Annotated in this window: 15 protein-coding genes; 1 reads left to right on the top strand and 14 read right to left on the bottom strand. The window is 53.8% G+C overall.

Annotation, left to right across the window (positions count from 1 at the left end; translation table 11 throughout):
* Window positions 1–269: 269 nt before the first annotated feature.
* Window positions 270–1,372 (bottom strand): IS3 family transposase gene (locus tag ABQU90_RS10745; RefSeq protein WP_323520942.1). Its coding sequence is split into 2 segments (ribosomal slippage): window positions 270–1,114 and window positions 1,114–1,372, totalling 1,104 coding nucleotides; the frame shifts between segments, so codons are not numbered across the junction.
* Between the two features lie 39 nt (window positions 1,373–1,411).
* Between ABQU90_RS10745 and ABQU90_RS10740 the strand changes: the two genes are divergently transcribed.
* The gene (locus ABQU90_RS10740) at window positions 1,412–1,615 is read left to right on the top strand and encodes a hypothetical protein (RefSeq protein WP_323521148.1); all 204 of its coding nucleotides are present in this window, start codon (window positions 1,412–1,414) and stop codon (window positions 1,613–1,615) included.
* A 95-nt stretch (window positions 1,616–1,710) separates the two neighbouring features.
* Here the strand turns inward: ABQU90_RS10740 and ABQU90_RS10735 are convergent, their stop codons facing one another.
* The 13 genes from ABQU90_RS10735 to ABQU90_RS10675 all read right to left on the bottom strand — a co-directional run bounded on the left by ABQU90_RS10735 (window position 1,711) and on the right by ABQU90_RS10675 (window position 13,614).
* Entirely contained in the window at window positions 1,711–2,769 is a 1,059-nt protein-coding gene (locus ABQU90_RS10735) for a hypothetical protein (protein ID WP_323520941.1), read from the bottom strand.
* 1,742 nt (window positions 2,770–4,511) lie between these two features.
* Window positions 4,512–4,955, bottom strand: coding sequence for a lysozyme inhibitor LprI family protein (locus tag ABQU90_RS10730; RefSeq protein WP_323520940.1), 444 nt, complete (start codon window positions 4,953–4,955; stop codon window positions 4,512–4,514).
* Between the two features lie 157 nt (window positions 4,956–5,112).
* A complete protein-coding gene (locus tag ABQU90_RS10725; RefSeq protein ID WP_323521134.1) occupies window positions 5,113–5,193 on the bottom strand; it encodes a SymE family type I addiction module toxin in 81 nt (26 codons plus the stop codon).
* Between the two features lie 205 nt (window positions 5,194–5,398).
* A complete protein-coding gene (locus ABQU90_RS10720; RefSeq protein ID WP_323520939.1) occupies window positions 5,399–5,608 on the bottom strand; it encodes a hypothetical protein in 210 nt (69 codons plus the stop codon).
* A 694-nt stretch (window positions 5,609–6,302) separates the two neighbouring features.
* On the bottom strand, window positions 6,303–6,626 hold the full coding sequence (locus tag ABQU90_RS10715; RefSeq protein WP_323520938.1) for a hypothetical protein: 324 nt from the start codon (window positions 6,624–6,626) through the stop codon (window positions 6,303–6,305).
* A 63-nt stretch (window positions 6,627–6,689) separates the two neighbouring features.
* Window positions 6,690–7,073, bottom strand: coding sequence for a SymE family type I addiction module toxin (locus ABQU90_RS10710; RefSeq protein WP_323520937.1), 384 nt, complete (start codon window positions 7,071–7,073; stop codon window positions 6,690–6,692).
* Window positions 7,074–7,431: 358 nt separating this feature from the next.
* On the bottom strand, window positions 7,432–7,905 hold the full coding sequence (locus ABQU90_RS10705; RefSeq protein WP_323520936.1) for a YybH family protein: 474 nt from the start codon (window positions 7,903–7,905) through the stop codon (window positions 7,432–7,434).
* 1,025 nt (window positions 7,906–8,930) lie between these two features.
* Window positions 8,931–9,566: a hypothetical protein gene (locus ABQU90_RS10700; RefSeq protein WP_349780856.1), complete on the bottom strand. Its 636-nt coding sequence runs from the start codon at window positions 9,564–9,566 to the stop codon at window positions 8,931–8,933.
* Between the two features lie 303 nt (window positions 9,567–9,869).
* A complete protein-coding gene (locus ABQU90_RS10695; RefSeq protein WP_323520934.1) occupies window positions 9,870–10,856 on the bottom strand; it encodes a DUF4365 domain-containing protein in 987 nt (328 codons plus the stop codon).
* 77 nt (window positions 10,857–10,933) lie between these two features.
* Entirely contained in the window at window positions 10,934–11,878 is a 945-nt protein-coding gene (locus tag ABQU90_RS10690) for a 5'-nucleotidase (RefSeq protein WP_323520933.1), read from the bottom strand.
* A gap of 87 nt (window positions 11,879–11,965) precedes the next feature.
* The gene (locus ABQU90_RS10685; RefSeq protein WP_323520932.1) at window positions 11,966–12,403 is read right to left on the bottom strand and encodes a hypothetical protein; all 438 of its coding nucleotides are present in this window, start codon (window positions 12,401–12,403) and stop codon (window positions 11,966–11,968) included.
* Between the two features lie 82 nt (window positions 12,404–12,485).
* A complete protein-coding gene (locus ABQU90_RS10680) occupies window positions 12,486–13,319 on the bottom strand; it encodes an AbiJ-NTD4 domain-containing protein (protein ID WP_323520931.1) in 834 nt (277 codons plus the stop codon).
* 97 nt (window positions 13,320–13,416) lie between these two features.
* The gene (locus ABQU90_RS10675; protein WP_323520930.1) at window positions 13,417–13,614 is read right to left on the bottom strand and encodes a KTSC domain-containing protein; all 198 of its coding nucleotides are present in this window, start codon (window positions 13,612–13,614) and stop codon (window positions 13,417–13,419) included.
* Window positions 13,615–13,647: the final 33 nt, after the last annotated feature.

The following is a 13,647-nucleotide window of genomic DNA, read 5'->3' as shown; positions in this document are numbered from 1 at the left end:
GTTCCGTTTCGTTGGGCGACCAGCAGGCGATAGCGGCGGCGACCGGCACGGTGGTGAGTACAGTCAAGCAAATTGACGATGACATTGCAGCGGCCGTAGAAAAAAGGCCATCGAAGCGGAGTACATCGAAGGCCTTGATAACGGAGGACAAGGTAAACGCCTTCAACGCGTTAACGGCCGATCAGCGTCGTGACGTATTCACGCAGAGCAACCCGGAGTACAGCGCCGCTTCCGACGCGACGTCCCCCCGCCCTGCGTAGCGGTCGGGTTTAGAGTCCAGGGTTGATGATATCGGTGTTTGCTAAATGTTGGGCATAAGCAGCCGGCGTCATCCCGCCGATTGCCTTCTTGGGTCGTTCCTCGTTGTATTCGCGTCGCCAGCGTTCGATCTCGGTGCGCGCATGCAGCAGTGTTGGGAACCAGTGTTCGTTGAGGCATTCGTCGCGTAGCCGGCCGTTGAAGGATTCGACGTAGGCGTTCTGGTTCGGTTTGCCTGGCTGGATGAGCCGCAACTGCACGCCACGGGCACGTGCCCAGACGACCATGGCCTTGCCGCAAAACTCCTTGCCGTTGTCGGTACGGATGACCTGAGGCAAACCACGACTGAGGGCCAGCCGGTCCAGCACCCGCGTCACGCCATGGCCCGAGATTGCACGCTCCACCTCAATGGCCACTGCTTCGTGTGTCGCGTCGTCCACGATCACCAGACACTTGATCACCCGGCCTTTGGCGGTACGGTCGAAGACGAAGTCCATCGACCACACCTGGTTGGCCCGCGCCGGCCGAAGCAGCGGCTGGCGCTCGCCCACCGGTACTTTTTTCCGCTTGCGGCGACGGACTTGTAGCTGCTGCTCGCGGTACAACCGCTCGACCCGCTTGTAGTTCACCAAGCGTCCTTCCTGTCGCAGTTTGAGATAGATCATTCCCACGCCATAACGGCGATGGCGATGCGCCAACGCACCGATACGTTCGCGCAGTTCGACGTTGCGATCTTCGCGCGGGCGATAACGCAGTGCACTGGCGCTCATGCCGATCACTGCCAACGCATGACGCTCGCTAGCACCACGCCCGATCCACTCGCGCACCAGCGTACGACGTGCCGGTGCGCTCACCACTTTTTTCGCAGTGCATCCTTGATCAAGTCGTTCTCGAATAGCTGCTCGGCTAGCAACTTCTTCAGTCGCGTGTTCTCGGCCTCAAGGTCCTTGAGCCGCTTGGCATCGGGTACGCTCATCCCGCCGAACTTGCTGCGCCACAGATAATAGGAAGCCTCGCTGAAGCCATGCTGCCGGCAAAGGTCCTTGATGGCCACGCCCGCTTCAGCCTCGCGCAGGAAGCCGATGATCTGCTCTTCGGAAAAACGCTTCTTCACGTCCAATCTCCTCGGGATAGGGAATTGGACTCCAAACTGATGCGCTACTCAAAATTGGGGGGACGTCGAGTCACCGCACGCAGCACGCCGAACGGCAACCGCCTGGAGGTCAGCGAAGACGACTGCACGGTGCGCCTGCAGCTGCTAGGCGAGCTATTGATCGTGGCGAACAACCTGCAATGCGGCGGCGCGAACGTGAGTTTCAGCGGGGTGTATCGGCAGGATCATGCACGACGTCCTTGAGCCGCTTGCATTCCTGTCTTCTGGTGCGGCTCGCCCGCTTACTCTGCGACACGTTGCAGGATACTTTGCGCACGATCCAGCAGTTGCATGCTCTATTAGTCGAGAACCTCTTCATAAGAATTGGTGCCAAGCCTTCGGATGTCGACGAAGCTAAGGTCCTCTTCTGGAGTTTCCACCGTGATCAACCGCTCTGTACCATCTTTATCGTGATATACGCCGGTTTCTACCGAAAAGGTGGGGTTCCATGATATCTCGTATATTGGCAGCGCCTGGCCTAAACGGTAACGTATAGCAAAAATAGCCAGCGGCTTCTGCTTGAGTGGGATCGCTCTTGCTAAGCGCCAGAAGTCCGCGCTCTTAGCCTCAAAGATATGTGATGCAAACTCAAGCACCGCATCCGCCTCGGCGAGAGCAGCATTGATTGTAAATTGGGCAACCTGCAGGCTGCGTTCCATTGACCATCGATCATTGTCGTGGCTTACGTAGATCATCGTACTCCCATGTTGAAACTCACAGACCTGCGGGCTCACATGGCTCCAATGGCCATACATCGCGTCTTTGGTCAGATCGATTGATGCGCTTGCAGTTCTGGTTCGCTGCACAGTGTCTGCGAAATGACCTAGCTGCCTCTTCTCGTTATGCTGCGACCGTTTATCGACTGCAGTTAGACATTCTGAAATTCTTGCGGAAAGCCATCCGATATCGCCAACCGATACGTCTCTTCCCAGCCAAACGAGTGCATAGCCTGTCCCGAACATGACCCCGCCCATGAGCGCGAAAAACCATAGTTCCGGCCGCTTTAGCGTGTAGAGCACACTAGCCATCGTCAGCAGCGCCGTTGCCGCGAACCAAACGGTAAGTACCGCCTGTACCAGTGGACTCATCGCAAATTCTCCGATGAGGAATGCACCACCTTGCCGTGCTTCGAAGCGCCCATAGAAGTTGGGCCTAAACGCATTGTGCTTCATGTGCTGAACGCGGCGCAGCTCAACATAATCCTCGGAGACGTAGCCTGCCACCGGTAGTGCCACCATTGACTTCGATGGCTGTTTGATCAGGCGAGAGAGCTGCTTTGCTGACTCGCTGGGGCTACTACTACTCGGGAAGCGTGCCAGCTCACAGGCGTATAGCAGATGAAAGATCCGGTTGAACATGTGCAGAGCACCTTACAAACTTGGTAAACAGCAACGAGGCAGTTGCCTTTTAAAGTGAACCTGACGCCGTTCTTTGGGCACGCTATCGGCTACTACAACCGATTGAACCGGTTAATCGTGATCTCCGGTTTGCCATTGATGTTTAGCCAGACGGTGTTCTTTGTCATCGTCTTTCCATCAGCGGCGACTGCGTAGGTCAGCGCGATGCGTGGCATTCCTTTCAGGTACAACGCAGTGACCATCACGTTCGATGCACGCAGATATACCGCTGTGGTATCGACAGTTGGATATCAGTTACTTAGCGGAGCGGTACCTTGGAGCGGATGCATCGCCGGATAACGGAGCCAGGTAGGATTCTTAAGTAAACCCGACCACGTTCTTCACGACACCGTTCTTCATTGCTTCGTGGGTAATCGCGCAGCGCAACTGCCGCGCCCACTGGGAACGCGGCCAACAACACAGGGGCAGAGTGCGCTGTCTTGCGGACGAACCCACAAACGTTGCGGGTTCACTTCCCACTGGCCGATGTGTAGCAACCCAATGGCACTGAAAGGAATTGCGGGACGCCGACGGCTACAGGGGTGTGGCGGCACCCCCGCAAGGCCTCAGAATCAAGTACTTTTCTTGGTCAGCGGGCGATTCCCGTCAAAGTGTGTAGCCCCACTGTCCGATGATGGCTTCCAAGGTGGCTTGATTCACTGGGACCACGCCTGGACATGTCATTAGATATGCCCGGCGTGCCGCCGCCGTGGCTGGTGGGTTGAAGGCCGGGCTCCATACCTGGATGGCATGAAATGTCGCGATCGGCGCTGCACAAGCAGGACCTGCTGGAGTGCTTGGAGCGGTCATGCTGGCCATGCAAAGAAAGACCGAGCAAGGGTCTGGCGCCTGGGCGCGAGCTGGGGAGCTCAGGCCAAGGCCTAAAGCCGCTGCCAGTGCGAAATTGGCGCCAATGGTGCGTAGCTTCATGATGAATACATCCCTGATAGTGGTTGAAATGACGTGCTTGTCTCTGGGCGACTTGCGATAAGCGTGCCTCAGCGGCCCCGGCACCGCTAGCTATGGTGTCGGCTGGGTCACCTGATGTTCCGTCTTCGCCAGAATGGCGGTGGTCAGGTTAGCATGCGGACCGCGCGCGGTGTGAGGGTTAGGCACCGCCGGCTAGCGGCTGAGCGAAGGTGCGCTGGTAGCTAGTCTAGTCCTAAGGCGCGACGCAGAAATGCCTACTTAGCCATTGCTCGTTCTGTGACTGCGCCACAACCATGACGCCCGTGTTCATCAACGACATACCGTAGTGTTACGAGGGATTTATCGTCGCGACGGTCTGTGACCGTCATATCGACCGTTTCAAGCTTGAGTGCTGAACCCGCCATGGATGCATGCTTGGCTTTATATGTCACTACGGCATCTGCGGTTAACTGGGGAATTCCTATGCGATTCCCTGGGAGATAGTGTGGTTGAATCTTAATTGAACCCGAGCTCGTTCTTTGGTTCGCTAAGCAGAATTATTACTGTGCTCTACCCAGACTCGTAATCCTTCGCTATGCGAATCAACGCAGCGAAAAAGGCTTGAGCAAGCACTTGATCGTCAAGGCTTCCATGACCTTGACGATCAAGAATTTCGGAGATAACAGAGTCAATTTTTTCTAATTGAACCCGACACTGCCTTTCGCAGAGTCAAATTTCACTTTTGGCATTCCGGGCGCATAGAAAATGCGCTCTGACCCTACGCTCTAGTTAGGCTACCGATCGTCTGCTACAGATAGATATTCTTCGAGCGTGTTGGCGCGTTCGCAGAGACGAAAAATTTCGTTTTGTATGACTTGAAAACTGCTCACGATTTCGCTGCCATAAAGTGACGACTCAAAGGCCTTGCTGGTGCCGTGGAGCTCGAGCCAGGCGCGCTCTGCGCGAACCAGGTTGTCCTTGGACCTATCACGCTGCTTGTTGAGCAGCAATTTATACGCAGCATTCAAGCGCGTGTCTTGTCTCTTTTTCTCTGTAGATTGGCACGCAGCAAGAGCGACGTTGTCTGATTCTGCTTCTTCGATGCATTCATAGAATGCACTGGTAATGCCTTTGGGCGCTTGACGCTTGATGACCTGCGCGGTGCTCTCAGATGCCAGCGCTCCCCCGTCAACAAAAAGGACGAGGCAGATGGCGAATAGTGTGGCTGCTGTCTTCATGCAGTACAAACCTCAATGGGCTAATGGGGTTGAAGGAAGTGTCTGATCGGGTGGATGAACCGAATCGTCCCATCCGCCATTGTTGAGCAGGCCAGGTTGAGGGGGAGAAACACCTTGCATAGTATCCAGGCAAGTCGGTTGCAGGAAGCCTACCGATTCAATCCTCGGTGACCAGGCCTACCACCAGTTCGCCGTCGCATACGCGTACGTGCAACTTCTTGCCGATGGCGAAGCCCATTTGTTCCAGCCAGCGGCCGCGCAGGCGCAGGGTGGCGACGGGATGTCGGGAGGTTAGAAACCGTATAGAGTCGGCAGGCGTATTTCCCCGAAGGGTGTTGTCAGCCGCCCTCCCGACGCAGGCATTGCGTAGATTGCGTCACCAGCACCCAACGCCTAAAGCTGAGTAAGCCGCCTGTTGAAGCCAATTTGGCTTAAATGATCTGTTAGACAAGCCGGTCGCTCTCGATTGCCTGCTCAAATGCTGCTATTGCTCGGCGTACAGACGGATGACGCTCAACCCATATCGCCCCGATGAAGTCTGCAACACTGCGATCGTTGAGTAGCGTTAGTACCGAGCCGTTCGCCGCTGCCTGGAGCAGCGCGTGCCCTTGATCAATCACATGCTCCACAATGTCAGACTGCTGTGGATCCATTCCCACCTTCCATTCCTTTTGAAGAATTGAGATGAGTTTCCCGGCCGCCCTCTCAGTGGCTGTGCGCGTATGGGGCATGCCTAACGTTTGACCCACGCAGCGGGGCGTAAACCATTCCGCCTGATTGAACGAGTACGCATCACTCGCGCTAGCCCTCGCCGAAAACTACGCGTCGCCGGATCGTTGCTCATAGCATCTGACATGGTCTGGAAACAACTCTCCATAGAGGGGGTACGGGATGCCAAGAACATTGACTTCGATATAGGGCGGAGCAACCTCTGCCGAGTAGTCGAGGATCCCGATTCCAATACAGGGAATTTGTATTCCGGATTCCGTTTGAGCATGCAGATGAAGTGACGACTGATCAGCGTGGTTGATCTGACACTCTCGCCGTATAGAAGCATATGCTGGGCTTGGCACAAAGAGGCCAGAAGCGCCCCCCATTGGGGGATCGCCATGTTCGAGCATGGAATGGCCAACCAACACCTCTTGTATATAGATGGAAAACCGTGGCATTGGTTGTCACCTCATGCTGGAATGATGCCGAACCAGGAATCGAGTCCTGCTTGTATGCTCCGATTGGCCATATTTTATTCACATACACTGAGCTGATCAGTGACCGGGTCAGATTGTGCTCTGAAGTGAATCGGACCGGTTTTCCACGCTGCACCGCCAAAGCCCTTTTTCCGACTACTCAGAAGCCAACTAACAAAACGCCTCGACGAGCTAACGCAAGAACGAGAACCGTTAACGCCGCCAATGCAGTTAGCCCGAAGGCTACCCAATAACCGACGGGGTCATCGTGTCGATGCAAGCCAGGCAGCGCCAAGCGGGTCACGGGATAGCCGGTGAAGAGCTGCAAGGCAAGTAGCACACCGCAAAGGAGGAAAAACAAGATGTCTGCATTTTGTTCGGCTCTTCCCAATATGCCTAGGCCGCCCACGACCAGCGCGCTCGCTATTGCAACTGACGCGTAAAGCTTTTTTGATTTACCGGAATTGCGATGCATAACATTCAACTATTGGGTCCTCGCCCGGACGCTGAGCAGGGTGATCCTCTGCCAAGCACTGGCCGCCGTCAATTACCATCGCTCTTTGGAGTCGATTGCCTCGCTGCTTTCGTTTGCCACGCTGACGACCAGCTCGCTGTTGCGCAGGCGGATGTGGAGTTTGCTGCCGATGGTGAAGCCGAGTTGTTCCAGCCAGCGGCCACGTAGGCGGAGGGTGGGGATGCGTTGGTGGCTGGCGGGGTAATAGCCGTAGCCGACGGTGCAGTGTTGCGGGGCACGCGGGTGGCCTGGGCGGCGCGGCTTGCGGGGATCGGGGCGGGGATCGGGGATGGGGGTGCGCTCGAGGTAGGGCCGCGGGGTGATCGAGGGGTCGAGCGAGTGCCAGCCGATCTCGGTGGGTGGCGGCACCGTGGCGCGCTTGCGCGCTGGCTTGGGACGGGACGTGGATCGACGCATGGCAAAGCCCTCCTTGACGAACAGGCCCCGCCGCCGGTTGGCGACGGGATGTCGGGAGGTTAGAAACCGAAGACAGACGGCGGGCGTATTTCCCCGAAGGGTGTTGTATTAGCCGCCCTCCCGACGCAGGCAACGCGTCGGCTGCGCCAGCAGGAAGCTGCAGGCACAAAAAACCCACCGGGATTTCGGAGGTGGGAACCGCTGTCTTAGGAGTTTCTACGCTCCTTGTGGTAGAGATTGCTGCGGGTTTGTTGGGATGTCAACTGCTTCGAGCTACGAAGTGACGGTGATTTTTGAGTGCGGCAAGAAAAACATGTAGATCGCTCCCCTTCTTGCTTGCTTCGCACCATGCAGCGGACTACCGCTTGGCCGAAGCATTGAGATTGTCCATGTCCGAGAAGATCAACCACGGCTTGCCGGGAGCTCGATGCAGCGTGAGGGTGAACTTTCCTATGTCGCCGGGTGCATCTCCGTAGCCGTACGCACCTATGATGTAGGCGACATTACCTTCGGTGGAAAAGCCGAGTGAGCGCAAACGTAGCGGGCCTCCGCTGCTACCTTGATAGGCCGCTTGAATAGCTGCCCTGCCCCGGATTGGAGGACGATCGCTCTGCAGCAAAAATCCATCTTCCGCAAATAGTGCAGCAAGCGCGCCTGCGTCGCCCTTACGCCATGCGCGCTCATAGTCGCGGAGTACTCGATCAAGTTCAGGCGGTAACGCAACGGTCGAAAGCTCTGTTGACTTGGCCTTCTCTGTCGTTTCCTGTCCACGCAATGGGACCGTGGCAAGCATGAGCATAGAGAAAAAAATGACAAGGATTGATCGGCTCATATTTCTCTTCTACTTCCAAAGGCAAGTTGGTTGACTAGAGAACTAGTCGCGTTGGGAAACGATGTGGCCTTGGAAGAATAAGCGACGAGCTATGCATCTTTCAGCCTCACATCGGGAAAATTCTCGGAAGCCCATAAGTGCAGCTCTGCCACCGACAGGCACAGTATCGGTTGGGGGCCTTGTGGTGTGTATAGAGTTAAGGACGCGCCTGACTCGACCCGCCTGGCCAACACTCCTAATCTTGCCTCTACCCAACCGACAGTGCTTACAGCTCCATAGCCATGAGCCTCGGCAAGCCGGAGGTATAACTCACGCGAAATCACGCCATCGGCTGCCAACCGATCGTCCAGTTGCTGATTTACTAGCACGACGTTCATTTCCACCTCAACCGTCAATCGTTCCTTAAGCTACGGGAACGCTGTCAAAGCCACTGGAACAGTTTTACTTAGTAATTGCACCTAACCCTGTTCTTCGCAAAGAATCAAGTGGCAGGAGATCGTGAAGATCCTCGGGCCCAGGCGAGATGATTGAGACCGACCCGTTGCATGTGGAAGTCAGCCTGAACTCAGATTTGGTTGGACGATCCTCGATAGTGCGGACACCGTCGATAACACATAAGACGCCAAAAAGTGTTGCATCGGCCGCCATTCGCATTGTGGCTACAATGTTAGCTTGGTCCGCTGGAGTAAGAGCACGATACCAAGCGGACAAGTTAGCAAGAGTTTGAGCCGGTCTACGACCCGGTGGGGCTCTGAGGAGTTCAGTGCAGTCATCAACTGCAGCATCAGCGCATTGGGTCTTTAGACCACAGACAAATTCGTGTGGAGTCATCTCAGGTCCTGCTGGTTGAAGAGTTCGCTAGCTTCCATATTAGGCGAACCAAGTCTGGGTCTGAATACAGAAGGCCAGAAGCAGCGTCAGGGTCACTTAGGAAATTGATCCGAACCCGCTCCACCAAAACTCAACCTGACCCCATTACTCCGCTCCTCACTTAAGTCAACCTGACCCCGTTATTCTTGAGCCGCTTATTTCTCGGTGGCTGTTCGTTTAGGCTCTCGCAACGGTGAAGATCTCACTTGCTTGCGAAGCTCCAGAACTTTCAACTCACTCGTCGCTACAATTATTGTCGAGCGGCGTTCGGGAATGTAAAAGAAGACATTACCTCCGGCCACGCCGAGGTAACGCGGCCTGTTTTCAATAGGCTCGACACCAGCAGGCACACTTCCGACTTGGCTCGGCGTGAAAGAATACTCCTCTCCAGACAAGACTCCGAGCGCCCGTAGCTTGCCGTGCCCGTATGCAAAAAAAGGGAGGACAGCCAAAACAAAGATAAAGATCGATCTTATATTCCTATGCGAAACGAGGTCTGAAAGAAACTCAAATCGAAGTCCCAGCAGGTAAAGTGGAAGTCCCAAAAGCACTGGAAGTATCCGCCACTTTTCATGTGGCCCAAATAAAAATAATAATAGCGTCGTCGAGAGATAGACCACAATCAGCAAGGGAGCAAATTTCTGAAGAAATCGTCCCGTCGCGGTGTTTACTCCTCCCCCTGGGGGAAGCAAATCTCCGTAAGCCAAGAATTCTCCCATCACGGCGCCCAACACAAAAAATACAAACAGGGATGCAATTGGGTATGCGGCAGTCTTAATGACGTCGGTCAATGCAGCATACTCGAGAATATTCACATTGAATGTGGGCCAGTAACCCCATAGGTATAGAACTCCTACCGCTACGAAGTACAAGCTCGAGATATAAGCATACTTCGAGCCTACTCCAATAGACTTCGCTTGCTCAGACATTCTTAACTAAAATTCCATATTTTATATGCGCCACAGATGGCATGACTTTACAGAAAATGGGCAAGCCTGACTTCTAAAGTGAACCTGACCCCGTTTTTCAAACCGGCGCTGCATGGCCTTATTGAGTAGCACCCAGAGACAGAATGGAGCGATTTTAACAACGCGTTAGTGATTGCGCTCTATTATCGTTGAAATCTCGTCAATTAGCACAACTCTCTTGACGTGACTTGGAGCAAAAACCATCTGAACGAAGTCTTCTTGAACTGCACGAAGTCCCCGAGAGGTATTGATAGCACCCTTCTTCCCCAACTCGGCCTGAAGATCACCTATCCTTTCTACAAGCGCCCTACCTCGCGATGTTAGCGGCGCCATGAATGTAGGCATCATTTGTCTATCGTGCCAATCAATTAGACAGTCGGAAAAGTCGAGATCTGCCAAATGCTGGTGAACGAGAAATTTTATGAAGTCAAACATGAACTCCTGTTCTGCATCACCTACCCCGACGCCAAACGGTGAGTCTATCCTCTCAAGTTTTATTTCTGCTACCGTAAGAGCGACGTCCATGCCGAAGTAAATTGATCGGCAAATATTCGTTAAGCCGTTGCAGAAAAGGTCGAAGAATGATATCGGAAATGATCCATTGCTTGATTTTTTTTGAATGAGCAACGCAAGAACGCCATCTAATTCTAAGAAAGGCTCATCAGAAGCAGCGAAGTCCTGGAACAATTCATTTGGGTGGGCGTTCTGTAGGACGTTACCTTTAGGCACTAAGATACCCGCCTGCTTCGCAACCGGCGTCCGAAAATGCCGACGGACATCCTGCCAATAGCTAATTCCTCTATCCGGATCATGCAGAACGACTAATACAGGCAGCGGAAATCGTTCCCAGTAGAACCGATGTTTTTCATCTGGATAGAATATCCAGCCCCCCTCTTTCTCTTTCAGAAATGACGGTCCCGACTTGATCTGAACCGCTACCAGTCTGCCAGTTGCGGCGCCGTCCGGCGCAACATATTCGATGTGGCCATCGATGCCCACATCAGCAGAAACTATTTCGCGCCATATCAAACCCATTCGCGCAACCGCCTCGGCTACGGCATTTACTCCAAGGCGCTCTTGATTATTTTCATGTCCGTATTTTGGAAACGTCACGTATTTATTCCTAAACCTAAGTTAAGCCGCGTAGTAAAGCTGTGTCGGCTCGGGGTAATCGGTAGCGCGCTCGCCGATCATTCGGTTAGCCTACACTGATTGATGACACCAAACGGAATGTGGACGGACGGAACAACGGCACTAGCGGATTTCAGGTGGCCAGACTGATCGTCGAAGAAGATATGAGGCTTCAGAATCCCGAGCACTTTCCCTTTTTCGATGCCCCCGAGAAAGAAAGCGTCGTTCGCCATAACACCCCAATCCTTCAGCGTATTTAGTGCTCGCTCATGTGAAGGCGCATTGCGGGCCGTAACAATCGAGACGCGAATACGGTTCTCGTAATCTGGGTGGGTTACCTTGTGATTTTCCTCGATCGACTGAATCTTCGATACTCTGACCAGAAATTCCTTAAGCGGCCCCGGATTGTGCGGCTGCATTACATTCAGCACCTCGTGCGCATGAAACTCAGTTAGCCCCGATTTCTGCATGACGGACTCGGATTCGTCGCCCGCCAGGACTCCATCGAAGTCGAATGCAATACGGAGGGTTTTGTCCTCCTCATCGTCGTTGAACTGGGAATCCAGTACTTGCCCGGCGGGATGACCTGCTTTGATGGCAGCGTCCACATCCTCCTTATTTCCAGAAAGAAAGAGTGAAATATTTAGCGCCGGAATGTACTCGTAAGGGGAGCGCCCCTGCATGAAGATTGCCCGGGTCATTCCGAGCCCGTAGTGCTCGATAGTCTTCATAACACGCAACCCAGTGTCCGGATCATTTCGAGATAGCAGCACGACCTCGACAAAAGGATCTGAGGGATCGGCGCTCAAATCGTTTAGGGACAGCAGGCGTTTGATGAAGGGAAAAGCAATCCCCTTCGGCAGGGCGACGTTGAGGTTCTTCTCCTGAAACTTTCGATACTCCTCTTCGCCATCGCGCTTAAAGATCGCATCTGAGTCTCTAAGATCGAAGACGGCACTAGAAGCGACACCAATTACCAGTCGATTGTCTAGCTCGTAAGGCATCCGAACTCCCTATTGTTGGTTCTGTGCGCTAAATAGTTGAATCAAACCGCGCAGCAAAGCGAAGTCGGCTTGAATGATTGTTAGGCCCTAGCTGACACGGCGGACGTGAGCAGAAGTTCCCGCAACTTGCATGGTGTGTCCACCACCCGCATCAAAGATCAGGACCCCGGGTCTGTACGCGTATTTGTACTCGTACTTGTATCGGGCTTGTTCCCAGACCTGCCCGTTGACTAGTTGGTACCTCGATTCTCCTTCCCAGCCACGAAATTCATCATTGATTTGACTCTCGATGACGTCATGGATTTCGCGGACCGCAACAGACTCAGTCTGTCCCACCACTTGCAAGTACAGCCGATTGTTTGCACTTACGAGTTGAATTCGAGGCATGTAAGCGTAGTAATACCAGTATTTATACTCGTCTTGAACCCAGTAAGTTCCGTTTGTAAGCTTAAATAGAACTTCTTCATCGAAGCCCTCAAGCTCGCCATCGATCTGACCTTTGAGAACTATTCGCGGGGCGTTCATGAACTCTCAATGTAGGGTTTAGCATCTAAGTTAGGCCGCGCCGCGAGGCTACGTCGGCTTGGACCAATTGTTAGTTGACGGCCTACGTTCTCGACTTATCAATGAGGTAGTTCGCAAACGCCGTACAGGCGACGAGCATGAACTTGGAGTCGGCGAAGGTAAGCGACGGCTCATCCAACATCGCGTGTCTAATTCCGCCTGAGTCCGACGTGTAGCCGTAAAGCTTCGCTAGTGCAGAACGTAGTGCGGGGTGAATTACACCCTTTTCTTCAAGAGGCTTGAGTGCTTGACCCAGTGTGGCGGACGAGTCTCCTGTTAAATTTTTGCAAAGCGACTCAACTGCACTAATGGACTCTTTGATCGAGTTGCGGTGGTCTGGCGCTGCCCGGTCTGACAACATTTCCAATGCCGTCTTAAAATGCTTGACAGCACCCGCATTGAGTTGGCGGCTCCCTAGCGCTTGCTCAATGCTCTCAAGTTCTTCGGGCGCCGTAATTGGTGTGACGCACCCTTCGACGATCCGATAGCCGGACAGGTGCTCCTCGAGTACGCGATTGGCGAACTTCTGAAGAGAATTATCGATCTGATCAGGCGCATGAGCAATAATAAACTCGATTAAGTCATAGCATTTGTTCCAGCGCGCCTTGAAATACCAGTCTCGGATGTACGCGATCGCGTCCTCCATGTACTTAGGCGAGCGGTCAATTGGTAGGTTAAAGAATCGGTGCCAAAGCTGATAGACGAGCATCTGGAGGTTCGACCTCTCGACTTGCTGATACTCAATTCGATTTTCGAAATTCGACCATACGACAATGTGTAGCGCATCCCACAGCGCGTTGCGCAGCGGTAGGTCAATGTCGTCCGTCTGGATCAGACTTTTAACCTGCTTAAAGCCCATTCTTTCGGAAAACGACATGCCCCCCTCCTGTCAGTTAACGCCTCAATTAAGCCGAGCCGTGAGGCGGCTTCGGCTCGAGTGAATTACTATGACACACCCTGAAGCCAAGCGGCTATCACTGATAGCAGTCACAGATGTGATCTTTGTAGTAACCGCCTTTTGAGCCCGCATTGAGAAGCCTCTGAAACACGTGCGATGGCACACCGCAGAAGTCGTATGTGTGGCCCTGCACGAATTGAATTTTCATACGCATGCTGGCCGGGTCGTAGCCAATTGCGCTGATGGCTGACGAGGCTACGCGAATCATATCCATCGATTTTCCTAGCGCTTTAATTGAGTGGCACCA

The sequence above is a fragment of the Xanthomonas sp. WHRI 10207 genome, assembly GCF_040202975.1.
Lineage (GTDB): Bacteria > Pseudomonadota > Gammaproteobacteria > Xanthomonadales > Xanthomonadaceae > Xanthomonas.
Note: the sequence above shows the minus strand (reverse complement) of the source record. Positions and strands in the feature narration are given on the sequence as shown.